Raw genomic sequence first — 15,876 nt, 5'->3', positions numbered from 1 at the left:
CGTTACGCGGCGCTGGCCGGCGCAGCACCGTCTTGATCAAACAGGAAGCACCGGACAAAATGGTCCTCCGCCAGCTTCGTCACCGGCGGCATGGCCTTGTGACATTCCTCGCGCGCTTGCAGGCAACGCCCCGCAAACGGGCAGCCCACGCTCTCTGGTGTCCGCACGGGGATGTCGCCCTTCTTCGCCTTCAACTCCCGCCGCCCACTGCGCCCGGCCTCCGGCACTGCGCTGATCAACAACTGCGTATAGGGGTGCTGCGGTTTTTGGGTAACGGCATCGCTGTCGCCCCATTCCACCATATGGCCCACATACATCACGGCGGTCCGCTCAGCGAAATACCGCGCCGTGGCAATGTCATGCGTGATGTACATAAAGCCGATCCCGTCGCGCTTCATGTCATCCATCAGGTTCAGAATGCCCAGCCGGATCGAGACATCCAGCATCGAAATAGGCTCATCCGCCAGAATGTAACGCGCACCCACCGCCAGCGCCCGCGCAATCGCCACACGCTGCCGCTGCCCGCCAGACAGCTCATAGGGGAACCTATCCGCCGTCTGCTTCGCGGGCGACAGGCCCACCCGCTCGATCAGTTCAATCACCCGCTCCTCAACCTCGTCAGCCGTCAGGCCGGGGTTATGGATCTTCACAGGGCGTCTTAGATGATGCCGGATCGTATGCACCGGATTAAGCGATCCAAAAGGATCCTGAAAGATCATCTGCACGTCGCGGGCATAGTCACGCTGGCTGGCGCTTGTCTCCGCCGCGTTCACATCCACCCCGTCGAGCCGCACTTGCCCCGCCGATGGCGCGTAAAGCCGGCACAGCGCCCGCGCGACGGTGCTTTTGCCGCTGCCGCTTTCGCCCACGATCGCCAGCGCCTGCCCCGTGGTCAGCTCAAAGCTCACCTCGCTCACCGCCCGCAGGACTGTCGGGTTAAAAAGGCTCCCGCCGGTGCGGAAGTCGATCACCAGATCCTCAACCTCCAGCGTACTTGGCACTTTCGGTGTCTCGCTCATGTTCATGCGATTTCCTCCTCACGCGCAACGGCATGGCAGGCCACGCGCTTCGCCCCCAGCGCCTCCAGTGCAGGCACCAGCTCATCACAGCGGCCAGAGCGGTTCGGGCAGCGCTCCCCAAATGGGCATCCCGCACCCAATTCCAGCAGGTTTGGCGGATGGCCCGGGATCCCTTCCAGCCGCACCTTTGGCCCGTGGATCGTCGGGAAGGAGCGCACAAGCCCCTTGGTATACGGGTGATCGGGCCGCTCCAGCACATCCGCCGCCGCACCGATCTCAACCAGCCGCCCCGCATACATGATGCCGATCCGGTCCGCGATTTCCCCCATCAGGGACAGGTCATGCGAAATGAACAGGATGGCAAAACCATATTCCTCTTTCAGCGCATACAGCTCGTCCATGATCTCCCGCTCGACAACCACATCCAACGCCGTTGTCGGCTCATCCATGATGATCAGCTTGGGCCGCAGCGCCAGCGCAATGGCGATCACCACCCGCTGCCGCATCCCGCCCGAAAGCTGATGCGCATAGCTCTTCATCCGCGACGGGTGAATGCCTACCGTTTCCAGCAATTCTTCACCCCGCGCCCAAGCCTCGCTGCGCGGCACATCCTTGTGGGCAAGGATCACATCAATGATCTGCTCCCCAATCGTGATCACCGGATTGAGCGCATTCATCGCGCTTTGAAACACCATCGAGGCCTTGTTCCAGCGAAAATCCCGCAATTCCGCGTCAGACATCGCCAGCACATCGCTGCCTTCAAACAGGATCTGCCCCTCACTCACCAGCGCCGGTGCCGCATGCAAATTTGCAATCGCAAAGGCCAGCGTGCTCTTGCCACAGCCGGACTCTCCGGCCAGTCCCAGCGTCTCACCGGGGCGGATCTGCAAAGAGACATTGTTCACCGCGCGGGCATTCCCATTGTCGGTCACATAATCGACCGACAGCCCCCGCACATCGAGTAGAACGTCATCCGCCATGCTCATGCCTCCCTGCGCTTGGCTTCGGTTTCAGCCTTCATCCGGCGCCAGATTTTCAGATAGCGACCAGTACGCAGCTTCGGGTTCGACACCTGATCAATCGAGATATTGATCAGCGCTAGCCCTCCGCCCACCAGCGCAATCACCGTTCCGGGGACGACAAAATCCCACCATGCGCCGACTAGGAACGCCGCACTAGACTGCGCCCAGTAGAGCATCGTACCCCAGCTCACCACGGTCGGATCACCCAGACCGAGGAACTCAAGCCCCGCCTGCGCGCCGATGGCATAGAGCGACGTGCCCACGAACATCCCCGCCACAAGGCTGATCAGGTTCGGGATGATCTCCACCACAATGATCCGCCAGCGCGACTCGCCCATGACCTCGGCCGCGGTGATAAATTCCTTCCGCCGCAGCGCCAGCGTCTGACTTCGCATCACTCGCGCGCCCCACGGCCATGATGTCAGCCCGAGGATCATCGCGATCACCAATGGCCCCACCTGCCCTAAGAACGCCGCCAATATGATCAGGAGCGGCAGTTGCGGGAACACCAGCATCACGTTCGTGACCGCCATCAGCGTCTCGTCAACCCGCCCGCCGAAATAGCCAGACGATACCCCCACCGCGAGCGCGATCACCGTTGTCACCGCAGCGGCAGAAAACGCCACCATCAACGATACCCGCCCGCCATAAAGCACCTGCGTGTAAATATCCTTGCCCGCGCGGGTCGAGCCAAAAACCAGCTCCGCGCTCGGCGGCTGGTGCCCCCGCGCAACCCGCTTGTTGGGGTCTTTATCCGTCAGCACCGGCGCTGCGAGGCAGGCAACCAAAATCAGCGCCACGATAGAGCTTCCGATGATCCCCGCAGGGTTCCCACGATAGAACCGGATCAAACCGGCAGCATAGCGTCTTAGGGTTTTCATGATGTATCCTCCCTCAGCCCCGCAGCCGCGGATCGAGCCAGACGTAGAGCATGTCGGCGATGAAATTGGCGATCAGCACACACAGCACGATCAACAGGAAACAGGCCTGCATCAGCGGGTAATCCCGCGCACCAACCGATTTGATGATCAGCTGCCCAACGCCCGGATAGTTATAGACGGTTTCGATAAAGACCTGCCCCGCTACCGCAAATCCCAGCGCCATCGAGACAGCCGTTACCACCGGCAGGATGGCGTTGCGCGCGGCGTAATGGGTCATGATCCGGCGCGATTCCAGCCCCTTGGCCTTCGCCATGGTGATGTAATCCTCGCCCAGCACATTCACCATCGCGTTGCGCATGGTGAAAATCCACGTCGCCAGCATCGACACCAATAGCGTCACCATCGGCAGCACCGCATGGTGCAGGATGCTCTTGATATAGGGCCAGTTGAAACCGGGATCGAGGTCAGGGTTCGCGCCAAACCCCAGCGGGAACCACTTCAAGGTCAGCGCAAAGATGAAAAAGACAAACAGCGCCGTCACCGCCTGCGGCATCGACGCCACGAATTGCCAGAAAAACGGCACGAAGCGGTCAACAAAGCCACCGCGATTGTAAGAGGCATAAAGCCCAATGAAGCAGCCGAGCGACACCGACGCCAGCGTCGCCAGCCCTGCCAGTCCGACCGTCCACGGCAGCGTATTGCCCAGCACTTCCGTCACCGGCACAGGGAACAGCATGATCGCGGGGCCGAGGTCGAACGTCACCATGCTCTTGAGGTATTGCAGGTATTGCACCCACAGCGGCCCGTCGGTGAAGCCCAGCATTTCCTTGTAGGCTTCCAGTGTTTCGATCGGCATCCGCCCGCCCGCCGCCGCGAACAGCGCATCAACCGGATCGCCGGGCATCAGCCGCGGCATGATGAAATTGAAAGTAATCGCCACGAATATGGCCACCACATAAAAGGCCAGTCGCCGGATGAGAAACGCCATCGCCCTGTCTCTTTCGATATGAGGATTTCGATGCGCCGCCCATTCATTGGGGCTGCGCACGGTGGGACAAAGCGCTGGTGCGCTTTGTCCCGTTTACGCCAACGGCGTGTTACTTCGCGTAGAGGCCTTCAAAGACCAGCAGCTTGCGTCCGGCAGAGTAGAACACCGGCTGAACTGTCTGGTTATCCGCGGTCGGCCAGCCCCCCACGCGGGTCGCGTTGTATTGGTACCACGTCGGGTTCGAGAACAGCGGCACAAAGGCCAGCGTCTCGCCTGTGTAGTCCATCAACTCGGCAAGGATTTCCGAACGGCGCTCCGCATCGGCGGTCTGGCCGTATTCATCCACCAGCGCACCCATCTCGGCAGATGCCTTGCCGTGGTTGGTATGCCAGCTCTGACCCTCACGCGCAGGGTGGAAGTAGTCACGATAGGCAAGGATCGGATCAACGTTGTTGGTCACCGACCAGTTGATCGACGCCTCGTAAGTGCCTTCCTTCAGCGAACTGTCATAGACAGACCAGTCAACCGCTTCGGTGCGGGCCTTGATGCCGATCTCGGCAAGGTATTCGGTGGTCATCTGCACGGACTGCACCCAGTCGGTCCAGCCATTCACCACATGAATGCCAAAGTCGATTGGGCTGCCATCAGGGTTCTCACGATAGCCGTCGCCGTCGACATCCGCGTAGCCCGCCTCATCCAGCAGCGCATTGGCGGCATCGGGGTTGTATTCGGCCAGATAGTCGTACTTCGCGTTCACCTCGTCATTGAAGTAGGTCTTGAAGAACTCACCCAGACCCGTGACATGGCGCTCCGGCGTCGGGTAGCCATAGGCTGCCAGATCAACGATCGTGTCTCGGTCCAGCGCCATCGAGAACGCCTGACGGAAAGCAATATCGCTAAACGGCGCTTCGCGCGTGTTCAGGTAGATGTTGATCAGGTCATTCGCCGGATACCAGTATCCGTGGTTCTCGGGGTTCGGCTCGACATAGGTTTTGTCGATGTCCGCAATGAAGTTGGAACCCCAGTCAATCTCGCCCGCCATCAGCGCCGGCTGGATCTGCGAGTTGTCCGAATACTGGCGGAACTTGATGCAATCCAGATAGGGCAGCCCCTGATCCGCTTTGTAGTAGTTCGGGTTGCGGCAAATCTCGATCTGGTTGTCCCGCACGGTAACAACCTCGGTGATCGGGCCGGAGCCAACAGGGTTCGGGTTCTTGAAGGTCAGCTTGTCTTCAACACCTGCCCAGACATGCTCAGGCACGATCCATGCCTCTTCGAGGTACCAGTCAAACGTCGCATCAGGGCGCGTGAATTCGACAACAACCGTCCGGTCATCCGTCGCGGTCACGGATTTGATCAACCCGTCGGACCACTTGCCCGATTTGTCGAGCGCGGCATCTTCCGATCCAAGGTTGAGCGAGAACGCAACGTCTTCGGCGGTCAGCGCTTCCCCGTCGGACCATGTCAGCCCGTCTTTCAGCGTCACGGTCCACGACATCAGGTCGTCGCCATATTCAAAGCTCTCTGCGAGGCGCCAGTTGATTTCGCCCTGCATCGCGTTGTGCACGAAGAGCGGCTCAAACATCGTGCCGCGCTGCAATTCGATCTGCGCGGCGGAGAACGGGTTAAAATCTTCCACGAAAGTGGCGGTGATGATCGGCACGGTCAGCGTGCCCCCCTGCGCATGAGCGCCTTGAGCTGCGGCAGAGCCCGCAACCACTGCGGCAACTGCTGCCGAGGTCAGGATTGAGACGTAACGCACGGTATAAACCTCCCTTACTGTAACGTTACAGATTGACCTATAACGTTATAGATATATTTTCAATACAAATTTCACCCGCCCTTTTGGCCGCGCCACATAGGCGTAAGAGAGGTGCCAAATGCAGAAAAATCGGTTAAATATCGTTATCTTGCGCGCAGAGCGGCCCAGAAAGAAGAAGACCAAGACCCATGACGACCAATGACCGCTCCGGCAAAACGCCCACCGACAAGCAGCAGTTGATTCGCCCGACGTTGAAAACCATCGCGGAGATCAGCGGCTTTGCGGTGCAAACGGTTTCCCGCGCACTGGGCGATGCGCCCGACATCAGCGAAAAGACCAAAGAGCGCGTCCGCAAGATCGCCGAGGAGATCGGCTACGTCCCCAACCGCGCTGGCGTCCGCCTCCGCACGGGCCGCACCAATGTCATCGGCCTCGTCATCTCTACCGAAAACGATGTGCTCAATCTCACCTCGCGCCTGATGACTTCAATTGCCGAAGGTCTGCGCGGAACGCCCTATCACCTCGTCGTCACGCCAAATTTCTCTGACGAAGACCCAATGAAAACGATCCGCTATATCGTTCAGAACAGCACCGCCGATGCGATCATCATGAACCGCACCCTACCCGAAGATCCGCGCGTCAAATTCCTAATGGAGCGCGGCTTTCCCTTCGCCACGCACGGCCGCACGATGTGGGCCAATGACCACGCCTATTACGACTATGACAACTTCACATTCGGTCAAATCGCCATCGACCGGCTCGCCTCGGCGGGGTGCCGCAAAGTGCTGCACCTCTCTCCACCGCCCGCACAAAATTATGCACAGGAAATCCTTCGCGGCGTTGAGGAAGCAGCGGCGCGGCGCGGTGTCGAAATGATCATCCCCGATAACGTCACCAGCGATAGCCACCGCAACGAGATCCGCAGCCGTGTGCGCGCGGTTTTACAAGAGACGCCCTCTATCGACGGCTTGATGACCGCGTCCCCCAATGCGACCATGGCCGCCATCGTCGGCTTTGAGGATGCGGACCGCACACTCGGCAGGGATTTCAGCGTCTTTTCAAAGGAGACTGTCCCGATCCTCGAACTGTTCCGCTCCGGCATCATAACCGCCAAGGAAGATGTCACCAAGGCTGGCACGTTTCTGGCGAAGGCCGCCGTTCACGCCGCGCTGAAGGATGGCTCAGCCCCGATGCAATCCTTGGACACGCCCGTTTCATCCGACAATTGAAAACGCACAAACAAAAAAGCGCCGCATCTCTGCGGCGCTTTCTGTAGTCTCAATCCGTTCCGCATCACGCGGCGGCAGGATCCTCGCGGCGGCGGCCCACCAGCGCCAGCCCACCCAGAGCCGCAAGGAGCATCAGGATCGACGCCGGCAGCGGCACGTTGGCATAGAGCGTGACATGTGACAGGCCGTTTGCCGGCTCCATCGAGAACGTTCCGTTTGCGACACCGTCAAATGAGTCGAGCAGGAATGCAGCGTAAGCCGGATCGTAGTTATTGCCGGTCTTGAACACCATGATCACGTTTCTCAGACCAGTCAGATCAATCGCAAACGAAATCGGGTACGAACTGGCATCGATAAAGCCGTTCAAGCCGGAGAGAATACCCGATGACAGGCTGCCCTCTTCAGTTTTGTCATAGACCCCGTAATCGGCGCCGAAGTCGGCAATGATTTGGCCTTGGAAGGCCGTGTCATTGGCGTCGTTCTCGCCCCAGTAGTAGCAGTTATTGCCCATCTCCGCGAAGGTCAGCGAGAAAGAACGGGAATATCCTGGTTCGTCAGGACAAGTCTCCGCCTCTCCGGCAGATGCGGCAAAAGCCGTTGAGCCGAGCATGGTCATCGCAGCAGCGACGCCTGCAAACAGCATTTTCTTAAGATCAATCATAATAAAGCCCCCAAACCAAGCGACCGCTAAACCGGCAACTCCCTCCCCCAACAGGAATCGCGTTGCCGAGCAAACATGCCCTATTGTTGCCACATTTAGGATAGGAAGGCAAAAAAATATATACGTTCCGGTTACTTATATAACCTAAAGGTGAGTTTAAGGGGACAATTACACACGCAAAAGTAGACTATCCCAACATCGGAAACAGTCAGAAGCAATTTTGAAAATTAGAAGTGGCGCTTATTCCGCGGGGAAGTCACTCGCGACAGAATGCATCGGCGGCAAGATGGCCTGCCAGATCAGCGTGGCGAAGAACGGGATCAAAATGAATGCTGTACCGACCGAACCATAAACCAAAACAGCCGAAAGAAGGGTGCCACCCGCCATCAGAACGCCAATCGCGCCCATAAAACCGGTGACAAGAGCCATCAAAAGAAATCCAAGAACCATCTTTGCCTCTGCGATCTGCACTTCTTGTTCTAGCGAGGCCTTCTAAACGACAGGTTGAAGCACGTTCAGAAAGCCGGTGCAGTGCAAGCATGTAATTCCATTACGGCAAAAGAGAGACGGTTTTAGCCTTATTTCCGCCTCATTTCTTCTGGGCTGCCCCCCAAGCGCGGGTCAAATGCTCCGGATCGGCACCCGCAAGCAGGCGCAACATGGTCCAGGCGCGGTGCCAGCGGATGCGCGACAGCACCGCAAACGCGCCAATCCGCTCCCCCACCCCCTGCAAGCGCTTGCTCATCGCAATACGCGGCAATTCAACAACGGGCGATGCCAAAAGCGCCAGCGCCTTCATTGCAAACCGCCACCGCCCTCCACGCCGCGCCTTGGCCGCATGATAATCATGGGCCAATTGCCGGTCCCACTTCACCGCAAGTTCGCTGAAACTTTCGCGCGCCGGATGATAGACGACCATGTCAGCCACATATGTTGGCGCATGGCCCATTGCCTGCGCGCGCTGCCCCCAGTCGCGATCTTCCGCGACAGCTATTCCCGCAAACGGGCCGACTGCTGCAAATACCGTACGCCGCACGATCATATTACCCGTTCCGGTAAAGCCCTGCGCGGCAATGTAGCGGTCCATGCGGTAGGCATATTCCGCTTCATACGCCTCCAGCGCGGTGCGCCGCGCCGCGATCTTCGGGCGTACAATCACCGCGCCGCCCAACACAGCCCTATCGCCGCGCAATATCTCCCGTTCCGCCACAGCAAGCCAATGCGCATCCGCCACGCAATCGCAATCAATAAATGCCAGTACGTCCCCCCGCGCCGCTGCACTCCCCTTGTTCCGCGCTGGTCCCGGGCCTGCCTCCCGCTCCTGCAACAGCGTCACGCGCGGATCACCCGCACACGCATCCTCCGGCAATGCATCAGAGCCGTTATCAACGACGATGATCTCGTCCGGCACCCGCACGCCAGCCTTGAGGGAGGCCAAACACGCCGCCAGATTTTCAGGCGCGTTCAAATGCGGAATAACAACCGATATTTTTAGCGGCGCCTCACTCAAACCCCTGCCCCCACTCACCCCGCCGCGCGCGGATCTCGGCCCAAACCGCCGCATCACCGCGCTTCAGCACCGCATGCCCCAAACGCGCCGCGCGATGCCTGTTATTCACCCCCGCATTCAGGAACCATAGCGCCAGCGGGCGCAGTACTTTCGGGAAATACAGCCTAATCAGCGTCACCTTTGCCCGTAGCAAACGCACCATCTTATCGGCCCGCACCGCCTCGGATGCCCCGCCGTAATGGATGATCTCCGCTTCCGGCGTGATCACCGGCCGCGCGCCCAGCACCCGCCGCGCTCGCAAACACAGATCGGCATCCTCCCCATACATGAAGAAGACAGGCGAAAACCCTGCGAGCACATCCCAGTCAGCCCGCTTCATCAGCAGCAAACAGCCCGTCACGATGTCGACCTCCCGCACAGTATCGCGCGGCCAGCCGGCGTAGCTTTCAGGATTGAACAGCGCCACACGCGGCCAGATCGTGTTGAGCAACAGCGCATAGCAAAAGAGGCTCCAGAGCGTCATCCGCCCCCAACAGGAGGTCGCATTCAAACTGCCATCGGCATAGAGCGTTCGTCCGCCCCAAACCCGCGCATCTGACCGCGCTTGTGCAAATGCCACCAGCTTATCCAACGCACGGTTCAACACCACCGTATCGGGGTTCAGCAGCAGCACATATTCCCCGCGCGCCTCCCGCGCTGCGAGGTTGTTCGCCACCGCGAAGCCAAGGTTCTCTTCCGATGCAATCAACCGGATATTGGGGAATGCAGCCGCAATCGCTTCCGCCGACCCATCGGAGGACGCATTGTCCACCACGATCACCTCATGGGATACGCGCGTCACCGCCACGACCGAGCGGAGGCAGTCCAGCGTCATGTCCCGCGTATTGTAGCTGATCACAATGACCGAGATCACCGGCCCACCAGCGGCCCGATCATCCCGCTCAGGCATAGTCATAATAGCCGTATTCCTGCCCGTGCTCGGCATAGCGGCACTTATTCAACACCACTCCCAGCACATTCGTATGCTCTGCAATCTGACGTTCGCAAATGTCGATCTCCTTGATCGACGTCGTTTCAACCGCACCGATCAACATCACCGCATCCACCTGATTAAGGAATCCCAGCGTATCGTCACCCGCAAGCATCGGTGGCATATCAAAGATGATCAGTGTCGGCTCATAGGCCAGCTCGACCTCGGTGATCTTCTCCCCAACCTTCGAGCCCATCAGGATCTCAGCCGGATTCATCACGGGCTGTGCATTCGTGCCAACCGCCAGATTGGACTGCATCCGCACAAGGTGATCCTCCGCCTGCGCGTCGCCCGCCAACACCGCCGATATCTCATGCGCCGCTTCCAAACCCAGCAAACCGCGCATCGCCGGGCGGCGCATGTCGGCCTCGATCAGCAGGGTTTTTACTTCCGGCAGGCGCGACAAGCTGAAAGCAAGATTGAGGCAGGTTGTCGTCTTCCCACATCCCGCCGTCGGAGACGTGATCGCAATGCGCCGCCAGTTATTCGTCACCACGCTTTTCAACAACCGCGTCCGCAACACCTCGAACGGCACCGCATCAGCACCGCCTGCGAGGCCCACAAGCCGGTTGCGCCGTGCCAGATCCCGCGCAGGCTCGAAGCGCGGCAATCGTTGCCACGCGCTCTCCGCGCTGTCAGACCGTTCTTCCTCGATTTCCAGCGGCGTCGCACGGCGACGGCCACCGCTTCGGCTCTCGCCCCCTTCAGCGGCAAACTCCCGTTCGCGCATTTCAGCGCGCAGCTCTCGCTCGGCCCGCGCTTTTTCGATCGCTGCTCTGATCTTTTCCATGCGCGCCTCCTATCCCCCCCGTCCCATACGGACCCGCTCCAGAAAGCCCGAAATCCCAGCCGCATCCATGATTTTGTCGATCAACAGATCAATCGGCAGATAGAATATATGCACAGAAAGCACCAACAGCGGCAGTCCAACGACGCCGAACACCAGCACCGTGATCATAACCACCCGCCGCCGCCTGATCTCCTCTTCCGTCCTGATATAGGGGATCGTGGCAAACGGCGTGATGCCCAGCGCATTGGTCAGGTCAGCTGGCCGCCGGATCGCGCGGTTCAGGAGTTCGATCGCCGCCACCAGCGCCGCGCCTGCCGCCATACCCAGCGCAACACTGCCCAGCGCGATCAGGGGGCGGTTGGGGCTCGCCGGCTCGTCTGGTACCACTGCCTGCTCAATCACCGTGATCCGCTGCCCCTTGGAAAGCGCTTCAATCCGGTCGCCGGTAATCGCTTGCGCCAGCCGGTCCGCCGCTTGCGAATATTGCAGGCGGATGTTCTCGTAATCCCGTTCCAACACATCGAGCGCGATGGCATTGGCGGGCGTCGCTTCGAGCGCTGCTTCAAGCGCCGCGATCTCTGTGGCGAGCGCTTCTTGCTGCTCTTCCAGATAGGCGATTTGCCCGTCGATATCCGCCATTTGCAGATCATAGGCCGTCATCCCGTCCGCGCCCTGCCCGTCCACGCCGGTCACACTGGCGCGCAACGCTTCGATCTGCCGTTCCAGCGTCTGGATGCGGATGCGAATGCGGGGGTTTTCTGGGTTCAGGAATTCCCGCACCTGTTCGAGTTCCAGTTCCAAATCACGCAGCCTGCGTTCATCGGCGGAAGTGCCGGTGCCTTCCAGCGCCACCTGACCTGTCCGCTGGTAGATTTCGATCAACCGCTCGCGGCGCTCGCGCAGCCGGTCAAACTCCCGCTCCCCCTGCAAATGCCGCTCTTGAAGCGCCACCAGACGGTTGCGCCGGTAGTCAAGGCTATCCGGCAGCGCGCCCTCGTGTAATTGTTTGAATTCTGTAATTCTTGCGCCCTGGACGGCCAGTTCATCAGTCAGTCGCTCGACCTCTTGTTCGAAAAAGTCAAGTGTCTGCCCCGCCACGCCGGTGCGCAGCGCCACGTTTTCAGCCAGTATTCGGGTGACAAGCTCGTTCGTTACCCGCGCCGAGAGCAGCGCGGTCGGCGCATCGAAAGAGACTGTCACAAAGATCGCCACATCCCGCACTCCGGGCAGGCTGATGCGGATACGGTCGCGCATATCTGCGACGATTTCATCAGGGCTGAACCCCGCCCGCCGGTGGATCTCGAACTCCCGCGACAGGTCCAGCAGTTCCGCCCGCGTCAAGAGCCGCTGCTTGATAATCTCCAACTGCTCCGGCGCGGCGGTCCGCACGGTCGACTCGGCCATTTCATCCGGTATCTGCGGCGATTCCACCAACAGGAGCGCCTCGGCACGGAACACCGGCGGCAACACATAGCTGACCATGATCCCCAGCACCGAGATCAGCAGCGTCACCGCAACGAAATAATGCAAGCGCCGCAAGAAGAGCGAGAAATAGAACTTGAGATCCAGCTCCGTCACGTCGCGCTCCGGTAGGCTGTCGTGGCGCTCTGCGACGCGGCGCTTTCAGGCAGATCAACGCTGTACCAAAAAGCGCCATCCCGCATGGCATTCTGTATCATCCATGGCTCTACAGTGCTCTTCCCCTCGGAGAACGCATACACCATCGCCAGATCGCAAACCTGATTAACCAATCGCGGCACCCCGCGCGAGACATCAACCACCAGCTTGATCGCCTCCGAACTGAAGATCTTGCCCGAACCGCCCGCTACCTTGAGGCGGTGATCCACATATTTGCGCACGGTCGTGGCCTCCATCGGCGTCAGATGAAAACTCGCAGTGATCCTCTGCGCCAGCTGCGTCAGTCCACCATTGCGAATGTTGTCGCGCAATTCTGGCTGGCCCACGAGGATCAGTTGCAGCAGGTCATCCTTGCCCACGTTGATATTGGTGAGCATGCGCAACTCCTCCAACATCTCCCGCTCAAGTGCTTGCGCCTCGTCAAAGATCAGCACCGTGCGCCGCCCGGCAGCGTATTCCGCGATCAGGAAGTCCTGTAATTGCCCGAACAGATCAACATAGTCAGTGCCTCGCGCCTCTTGATCCAGCGCCTGCAACACCCATCGCAGCAAGTCACCGCGCCCGCCTTGCACATTCGACACCAGAGCGAATGTCAGGTCTTCGTCCATGCTTTTCATCACATAATGCACGAGCGTCGTTTTACCTGCCCCGATATCGCCGGTGATCACCGTGATCGGGGCGCGTGTCAGGATTCCGTATTCGATCATCGTATAGGCGCGTTCGTGCTGCGCTGACCAGAACAGGTAGTCGGGGTCTGGCGCCAGCGCAAAGGGCCGCTCCTTCAGCCCAAAATGGCCCGTATATATATCAAGTGTGCTGGCCATTACCCGTATCATTCCTATCTGCGCGTATCACAACGCTACCGGCGCTTTTGTGAAAGCTCAATCTCTCGCCTTCGCAACGCTGTGTCCACTTGGCGCCCATCACTCGCTCCCCGATGCCAACTCGAACGCGCCAATATCGGGCGCACCGTGCATCCGGCGCAGAACCCCGTCGATATCGGCAGGCGGCGCAAGATCGGCGTCTCCTGCATCAATCAAGGCGCTCCCTTCGCGCGGACGAAAATCCCCCGCCACCGGATCGGCAAAGCTCAGCTCCACCGCAATCAGGCGGAAATTGTTACGGTAGAGGATATTACGAGACGCATCCGGCTTCATGTTAAACCGCGGCGCAACATTATTGGCGACCCGCACATCACGCGCCTCAACGCCGTTCTTATGCGCAAACACCCCGATCCAAGGCAGCGACGCCCCCTCGCTCGCACGCGGCACAACGGTATTATTGACGATATCAACCCCCCGCCCGCCATAGACAGAGATGCCATGCCACGCACTCACCTCCACCAGATTGTTGCGGATCGTCAGCCCGTCAAAGAACCCGTCAAACAAGCCGATCCCTTGCAGCGGGCCGCGCAGCGGGTGCGCCTCCGGCCCCGTCCACTCGAAGATCCGGTTGCCTTCTATCACCAGCGCCCGCACCGCTCCCTCCGTCGCCCATGACTGGATGCCATCATCGTGGTTTTCGTCCACCACGACATTGTTCATCACGAAATTCCCTGCCAAGCGGTTGAAATCCCCAATCGCCCGCAGCCCGTCACCGGCAAACCCCTCGATAAAATTACCAACCGCTTCCGATCTGTCACCGGACAGCGCAATTCCCATGCCGACCCCCCTGATCAGGCAATCTCGCACCAAGCTGTCATCGCCGCGCAGCAACACGGCGCTTTGCGCCTCCCGCCATTCGTCGGCAGTCCACGTCAGGTAACTGTCTGCCTCCGCGCCGCGCCCGCGAATATCGAGCCCCTCGAAGGTCAGCCACGCCGTGTCCGCACCAGATTGCACAAGGCTCTGATATTGCGTCGTGGCATCAGTGTCCTTCCAGACACTCAGATTGCGGAAGCTCAGGTTCCGGCTTTCACCGTCGATCCAGATAAAATCAAAATGCGCGTTCTTACCGTTGAGCGACTGGATCAACACCGGCAGGTCAAACATCACGTTCCGCAGCCGCAAGGCACCGTAGGCCCCGTCATTGAGCAGGATGATATCGCCGCCCTTTGCCGCTTCCAAAGCAGCATCCACCCCCTGCCACGGCGCATCTGCCGAGCCGTCTGGCGATACGCTCGCAGGGTGGTCCGGCGGTACCACATAATGAAACCGCTGCGCGGTGGCGGTACCGGCAGACAGCGCCATCAGCGCCGAAAGAAGCAGCATCCACCTCGGAAACATCCTACCCCTTCCACCTGCAAAACCAGAACCAAACGCGCTCGGACATCAGCGCACTCACAGTATTAACAGATGCCGTTTTGGCAAGAATCGCGGCGTACCGCACGAGGATTCGCATTCCTTGGGACACAATCTGACGCACTGTCCGCAGATTGAGCACAATCCTTGATTGTATCGCTGATTTGTTTCTAAACCTTTAATTTTAAAATGCAAAACACAACCTTTGGGTAGAAAAAGTTTATAGCATTGTGGCTAAATCTTGGTAACATTGTGGCGGGGAAAGTTTGGAAATGCTGCCAATAAGGTATTTTCATCACAGGTGGGCACGGACGCATATGCGTCTGCATAGTACGTCATACTTCTGACGTGTATTTAAATTTTGTTTGGATGGGTTGGGTTATGACTATCCACTTTTCGAAAGGCCTGCCGCCCGCAGCGCCGATGATGTACCAACCAACGGCCGAGCGTCGGCCCGCCGGTGTGTACGCTATGATAGGCAAGCGCCTTTTTGATATCGTGCTGGTGCTGCTGATGGCGCCGATCGCCGTTCCTGTTGTGCTGATCCTTGCACTGCTGATCAGCCTCGACGGATCAAATCCGTTTTACTCGCAGATGCGCACCGGCGTGAACGGTAAGAAGTTCCGCATGTGGAAACTGCGCAGCATGGTCAAAGGCGCTGACGAATTGCTCGAAACGTACCTCGCTGCCAATCCCGATGAGCGCCGCATCTGGGACGCCGTGCAAAAGCTGGACAACGATCCGCGCATCACACCGTTCGGTCGGGTGTTGCGGCAATCCTCCCTTGATGAACTTCCACAGCTTTGGAACGTCCTGCGCGGCGATATGAGCCTCGTTGGCCCACGCCCGATGACTCCCGATCAGGAAGGCATGTATCCCGGCCCGTTCTACTTCGGCGCGCTTCCGGGAATGACCGGCCCATGGCAGGTTTCGGATCGTAACGAGACGCTATTCAAGGAACGCGCCATTTACGATTTCCGCTACCGGCAGTCGGTTTCGCTCCTGACAGATCTTCAACTTCTGGTCGCGACCATCGGTGTTGTGTTTAAATGTACGGGGCGCTGACAGTCTGACACCAGCGCACCGCCTGTTCGTTGAGCTGACAA

Annotated in this window: 15 protein-coding genes; 2 read left to right on the top strand and 13 right to left on the bottom strand. The window is 59.3% G+C overall.

The window, feature by feature from the left end; translation table 11 throughout:
• Positions 1 to 2: 2 nt before the first annotated feature.
• The 5 genes from AB1E42_RS04305 to AB1E42_RS04285 form a co-directional block, all read right to left on the bottom strand.
• Complete coding sequence (locus AB1E42_RS04305; RefSeq protein ID WP_368345769.1) at positions 3 to 1,025, bottom strand: ABC transporter ATP-binding protein; 1,023 nt, start codon at positions 1,023 to 1,025, stop codon at positions 3 to 5.
• Positions 1,022 to 1,999: an ABC transporter ATP-binding protein gene (locus tag AB1E42_RS04300; RefSeq protein WP_368345768.1), complete on the bottom strand. Its 978-nt coding sequence runs from the start codon at positions 1,997 to 1,999 to the stop codon at positions 1,022 to 1,024. Before AB1E42_RS04300 ends, AB1E42_RS04305 begins: the two co-directional genes overlap by 4 nt.
• Before the next feature lie 2 nt (positions 2,000 to 2,001).
• Positions 2,002 to 2,922 (bottom strand): ABC transporter permease, encoded by a 921-nt coding sequence (locus AB1E42_RS04295; RefSeq protein ID WP_368345767.1) that lies wholly within the window; start codon positions 2,920 to 2,922, stop codon positions 2,002 to 2,004.
• 13 nt (positions 2,923 to 2,935) lie between these two features.
• Positions 2,936 to 3,910 carry an ABC transporter permease gene (locus tag AB1E42_RS04290; protein WP_368345766.1) on the bottom strand — a complete coding sequence of 325 codons (975 nt, stop codon included), beginning with the start codon at positions 3,908 to 3,910 and terminating at the stop codon, positions 2,936 to 2,938.
• A gap of 109 nt (positions 3,911 to 4,019) precedes the next feature.
• Positions 4,020 to 5,672: an ABC transporter substrate-binding protein gene (locus tag AB1E42_RS04285; RefSeq protein ID WP_368345765.1), complete on the bottom strand. Its 1,653-nt coding sequence runs from the start codon at positions 5,670 to 5,672 to the stop codon at positions 4,020 to 4,022.
• 188 nt (positions 5,673 to 5,860) lie between these two features.
• On the opposite strand from AB1E42_RS04285, the gene AB1E42_RS04280 reads away from it, so the two are divergent.
• Entirely contained in the window at positions 5,861 to 6,901 is a 1,041-nt protein-coding gene (locus AB1E42_RS04280; protein ID WP_368345764.1) for a LacI family transcriptional regulator, read from the top strand.
• A gap of 64 nt (positions 6,902 to 6,965) precedes the next feature.
• Here AB1E42_RS04280 and AB1E42_RS04275 read toward each other — a convergent pair whose 3' ends face one another.
• From AB1E42_RS04275 to AB1E42_RS04240, 8 genes are all read right to left on the bottom strand, one after another.
• The gene (locus tag AB1E42_RS04275) at positions 6,966 to 7,562 is read right to left on the bottom strand and encodes a VPLPA-CTERM sorting domain-containing protein (protein WP_368345763.1); all 597 of its coding nucleotides are present in this window, start codon (positions 7,560 to 7,562) and stop codon (positions 6,966 to 6,968) included.
• A gap of 240 nt (positions 7,563 to 7,802) precedes the next feature.
• Positions 7,803 to 7,991, bottom strand: coding sequence for a hypothetical protein (locus AB1E42_RS04270; RefSeq protein WP_368345762.1), 189 nt, complete (start codon positions 7,989 to 7,991; stop codon positions 7,803 to 7,805).
• Between the two features lie 160 nt (positions 7,992 to 8,151).
• Complete coding sequence (locus tag AB1E42_RS04265) at positions 8,152 to 9,072, bottom strand: glycosyltransferase family 2 protein (RefSeq protein WP_368345761.1); 921 nt, start codon at positions 9,070 to 9,072, stop codon at positions 8,152 to 8,154.
• The gene (locus tag AB1E42_RS04260) at positions 9,065 to 10,027 is read right to left on the bottom strand and encodes a glycosyltransferase family 2 protein (protein ID WP_368345760.1); all 963 of its coding nucleotides are present in this window, start codon (positions 10,025 to 10,027) and stop codon (positions 9,065 to 9,067) included. Before AB1E42_RS04260 ends, AB1E42_RS04265 begins: the two co-directional genes overlap by 8 nt.
• Positions 10,014 to 10,892 (bottom strand): CpsD/CapB family tyrosine-protein kinase, encoded by an 879-nt coding sequence (locus AB1E42_RS04255; RefSeq protein ID WP_368345759.1) that lies wholly within the window; start codon positions 10,890 to 10,892, stop codon positions 10,014 to 10,016. Before AB1E42_RS04255 ends, AB1E42_RS04260 begins: the two co-directional genes overlap by 14 nt.
• 9 nt (positions 10,893 to 10,901) lie before the next feature.
• The gene (locus AB1E42_RS04250) at positions 10,902 to 12,470 is read right to left on the bottom strand and encodes a GumC family protein (protein WP_368345758.1); all 1,569 of its coding nucleotides are present in this window, start codon (positions 12,468 to 12,470) and stop codon (positions 10,902 to 10,904) included.
• Positions 12,467 to 13,354, bottom strand: a complete 888-nt coding sequence (locus tag AB1E42_RS04245; RefSeq protein ID WP_368345757.1) for an ExeA family protein — start codon at positions 13,352 to 13,354, stop codon at positions 12,467 to 12,469. Before AB1E42_RS04245 ends, AB1E42_RS04250 begins: the two co-directional genes overlap by 4 nt.
• Positions 13,355 to 13,453: 99 nt before the next feature.
• Positions 13,454 to 14,755, bottom strand: coding sequence for a right-handed parallel beta-helix repeat-containing protein (locus AB1E42_RS04240; protein ID WP_368345756.1), 1,302 nt, complete (start codon positions 14,753 to 14,755; stop codon positions 13,454 to 13,456).
• 396 nt (positions 14,756 to 15,151) lie between these two features.
• Between AB1E42_RS04240 and AB1E42_RS04235 the strand changes: the two genes are divergently transcribed.
• Positions 15,152 to 15,835, top strand: a complete 684-nt coding sequence (locus tag AB1E42_RS04235; RefSeq protein WP_368345755.1) for a sugar transferase — start codon at positions 15,152 to 15,154, stop codon at positions 15,833 to 15,835.
• Positions 15,836 to 15,876 lie beyond the last annotated feature (41 nt).

Origin of the sequence: Pelagovum sp. HNIBRBA483 (genome assembly GCF_040931995.1) — a bacterium.
Classification (GTDB): domain Bacteria; phylum Pseudomonadota; class Alphaproteobacteria; order Rhodobacterales; family Rhodobacteraceae; genus JAEPMR01.
This window is presented reverse-complemented; position numbering and strand designations above follow the sequence as displayed.

Coding starts and splice junctions, on each gene's coding strand:
- AB1E42_RS04295 (WP_368345767.1), bottom strand. CDS start 2,922: ATGAAAACCCTAAGACGCTATGCTGCCGGTTTGATCCGGTTCTATCGT.
- AB1E42_RS04305 (WP_368345769.1), bottom strand. CDS start 1,025: ATGAACATGAGCGAGACACCGAAAGTGCCAAGTACGCTGGAGGTTGAG.
- AB1E42_RS04275 (WP_368345763.1), bottom strand. CDS start 7,562: ATGATTGATCTTAAGAAAATGCTGTTTGCAGGCGTCGCTGCTGCGATG.
- AB1E42_RS04260 (WP_368345760.1), bottom strand. CDS start 10,027: ATGACTATGCCTGAGCGGGATGATCGGGCCGCTGGTGGGCCGGTGATC.
- AB1E42_RS04280 (WP_368345764.1), top strand. CDS start 5,861: ATGACGACCAATGACCGCTCCGGCAAAACGCCCACCGACAAGCAGCAG.
- AB1E42_RS04290 (WP_368345766.1), bottom strand. CDS start 3,910: ATGGCGTTTCTCATCCGGCGACTGGCCTTTTATGTGGTGGCCATATTC.
- AB1E42_RS04270 (WP_368345762.1), bottom strand. CDS start 7,991: ATGGCTCTTGTCACCGGTTTTATGGGCGCGATTGGCGTTCTGATGGCG.
- AB1E42_RS04235 (WP_368345755.1), top strand. CDS start 15,152: ATGACTATCCACTTTTCGAAAGGCCTGCCGCCCGCAGCGCCGATGATG.
- AB1E42_RS04255 (WP_368345759.1), bottom strand. CDS start 10,892: ATGGAAAAGATCAGAGCAGCGATCGAAAAAGCGCGGGCCGAGCGAGAG.
- AB1E42_RS04300 (WP_368345768.1), bottom strand. CDS start 1,999: ATGGCGGATGACGTTCTACTCGATGTGCGGGGGCTGTCGGTCGATTAT.
- AB1E42_RS04245 (WP_368345757.1), bottom strand. CDS start 13,354: ATGGCCAGCACACTTGATATATATACGGGCCATTTTGGGCTGAAGGAG.
- AB1E42_RS04240 (WP_368345756.1), bottom strand. CDS start 14,755: ATGTTTCCGAGGTGGATGCTGCTTCTTTCGGCGCTGATGGCGCTGTCT.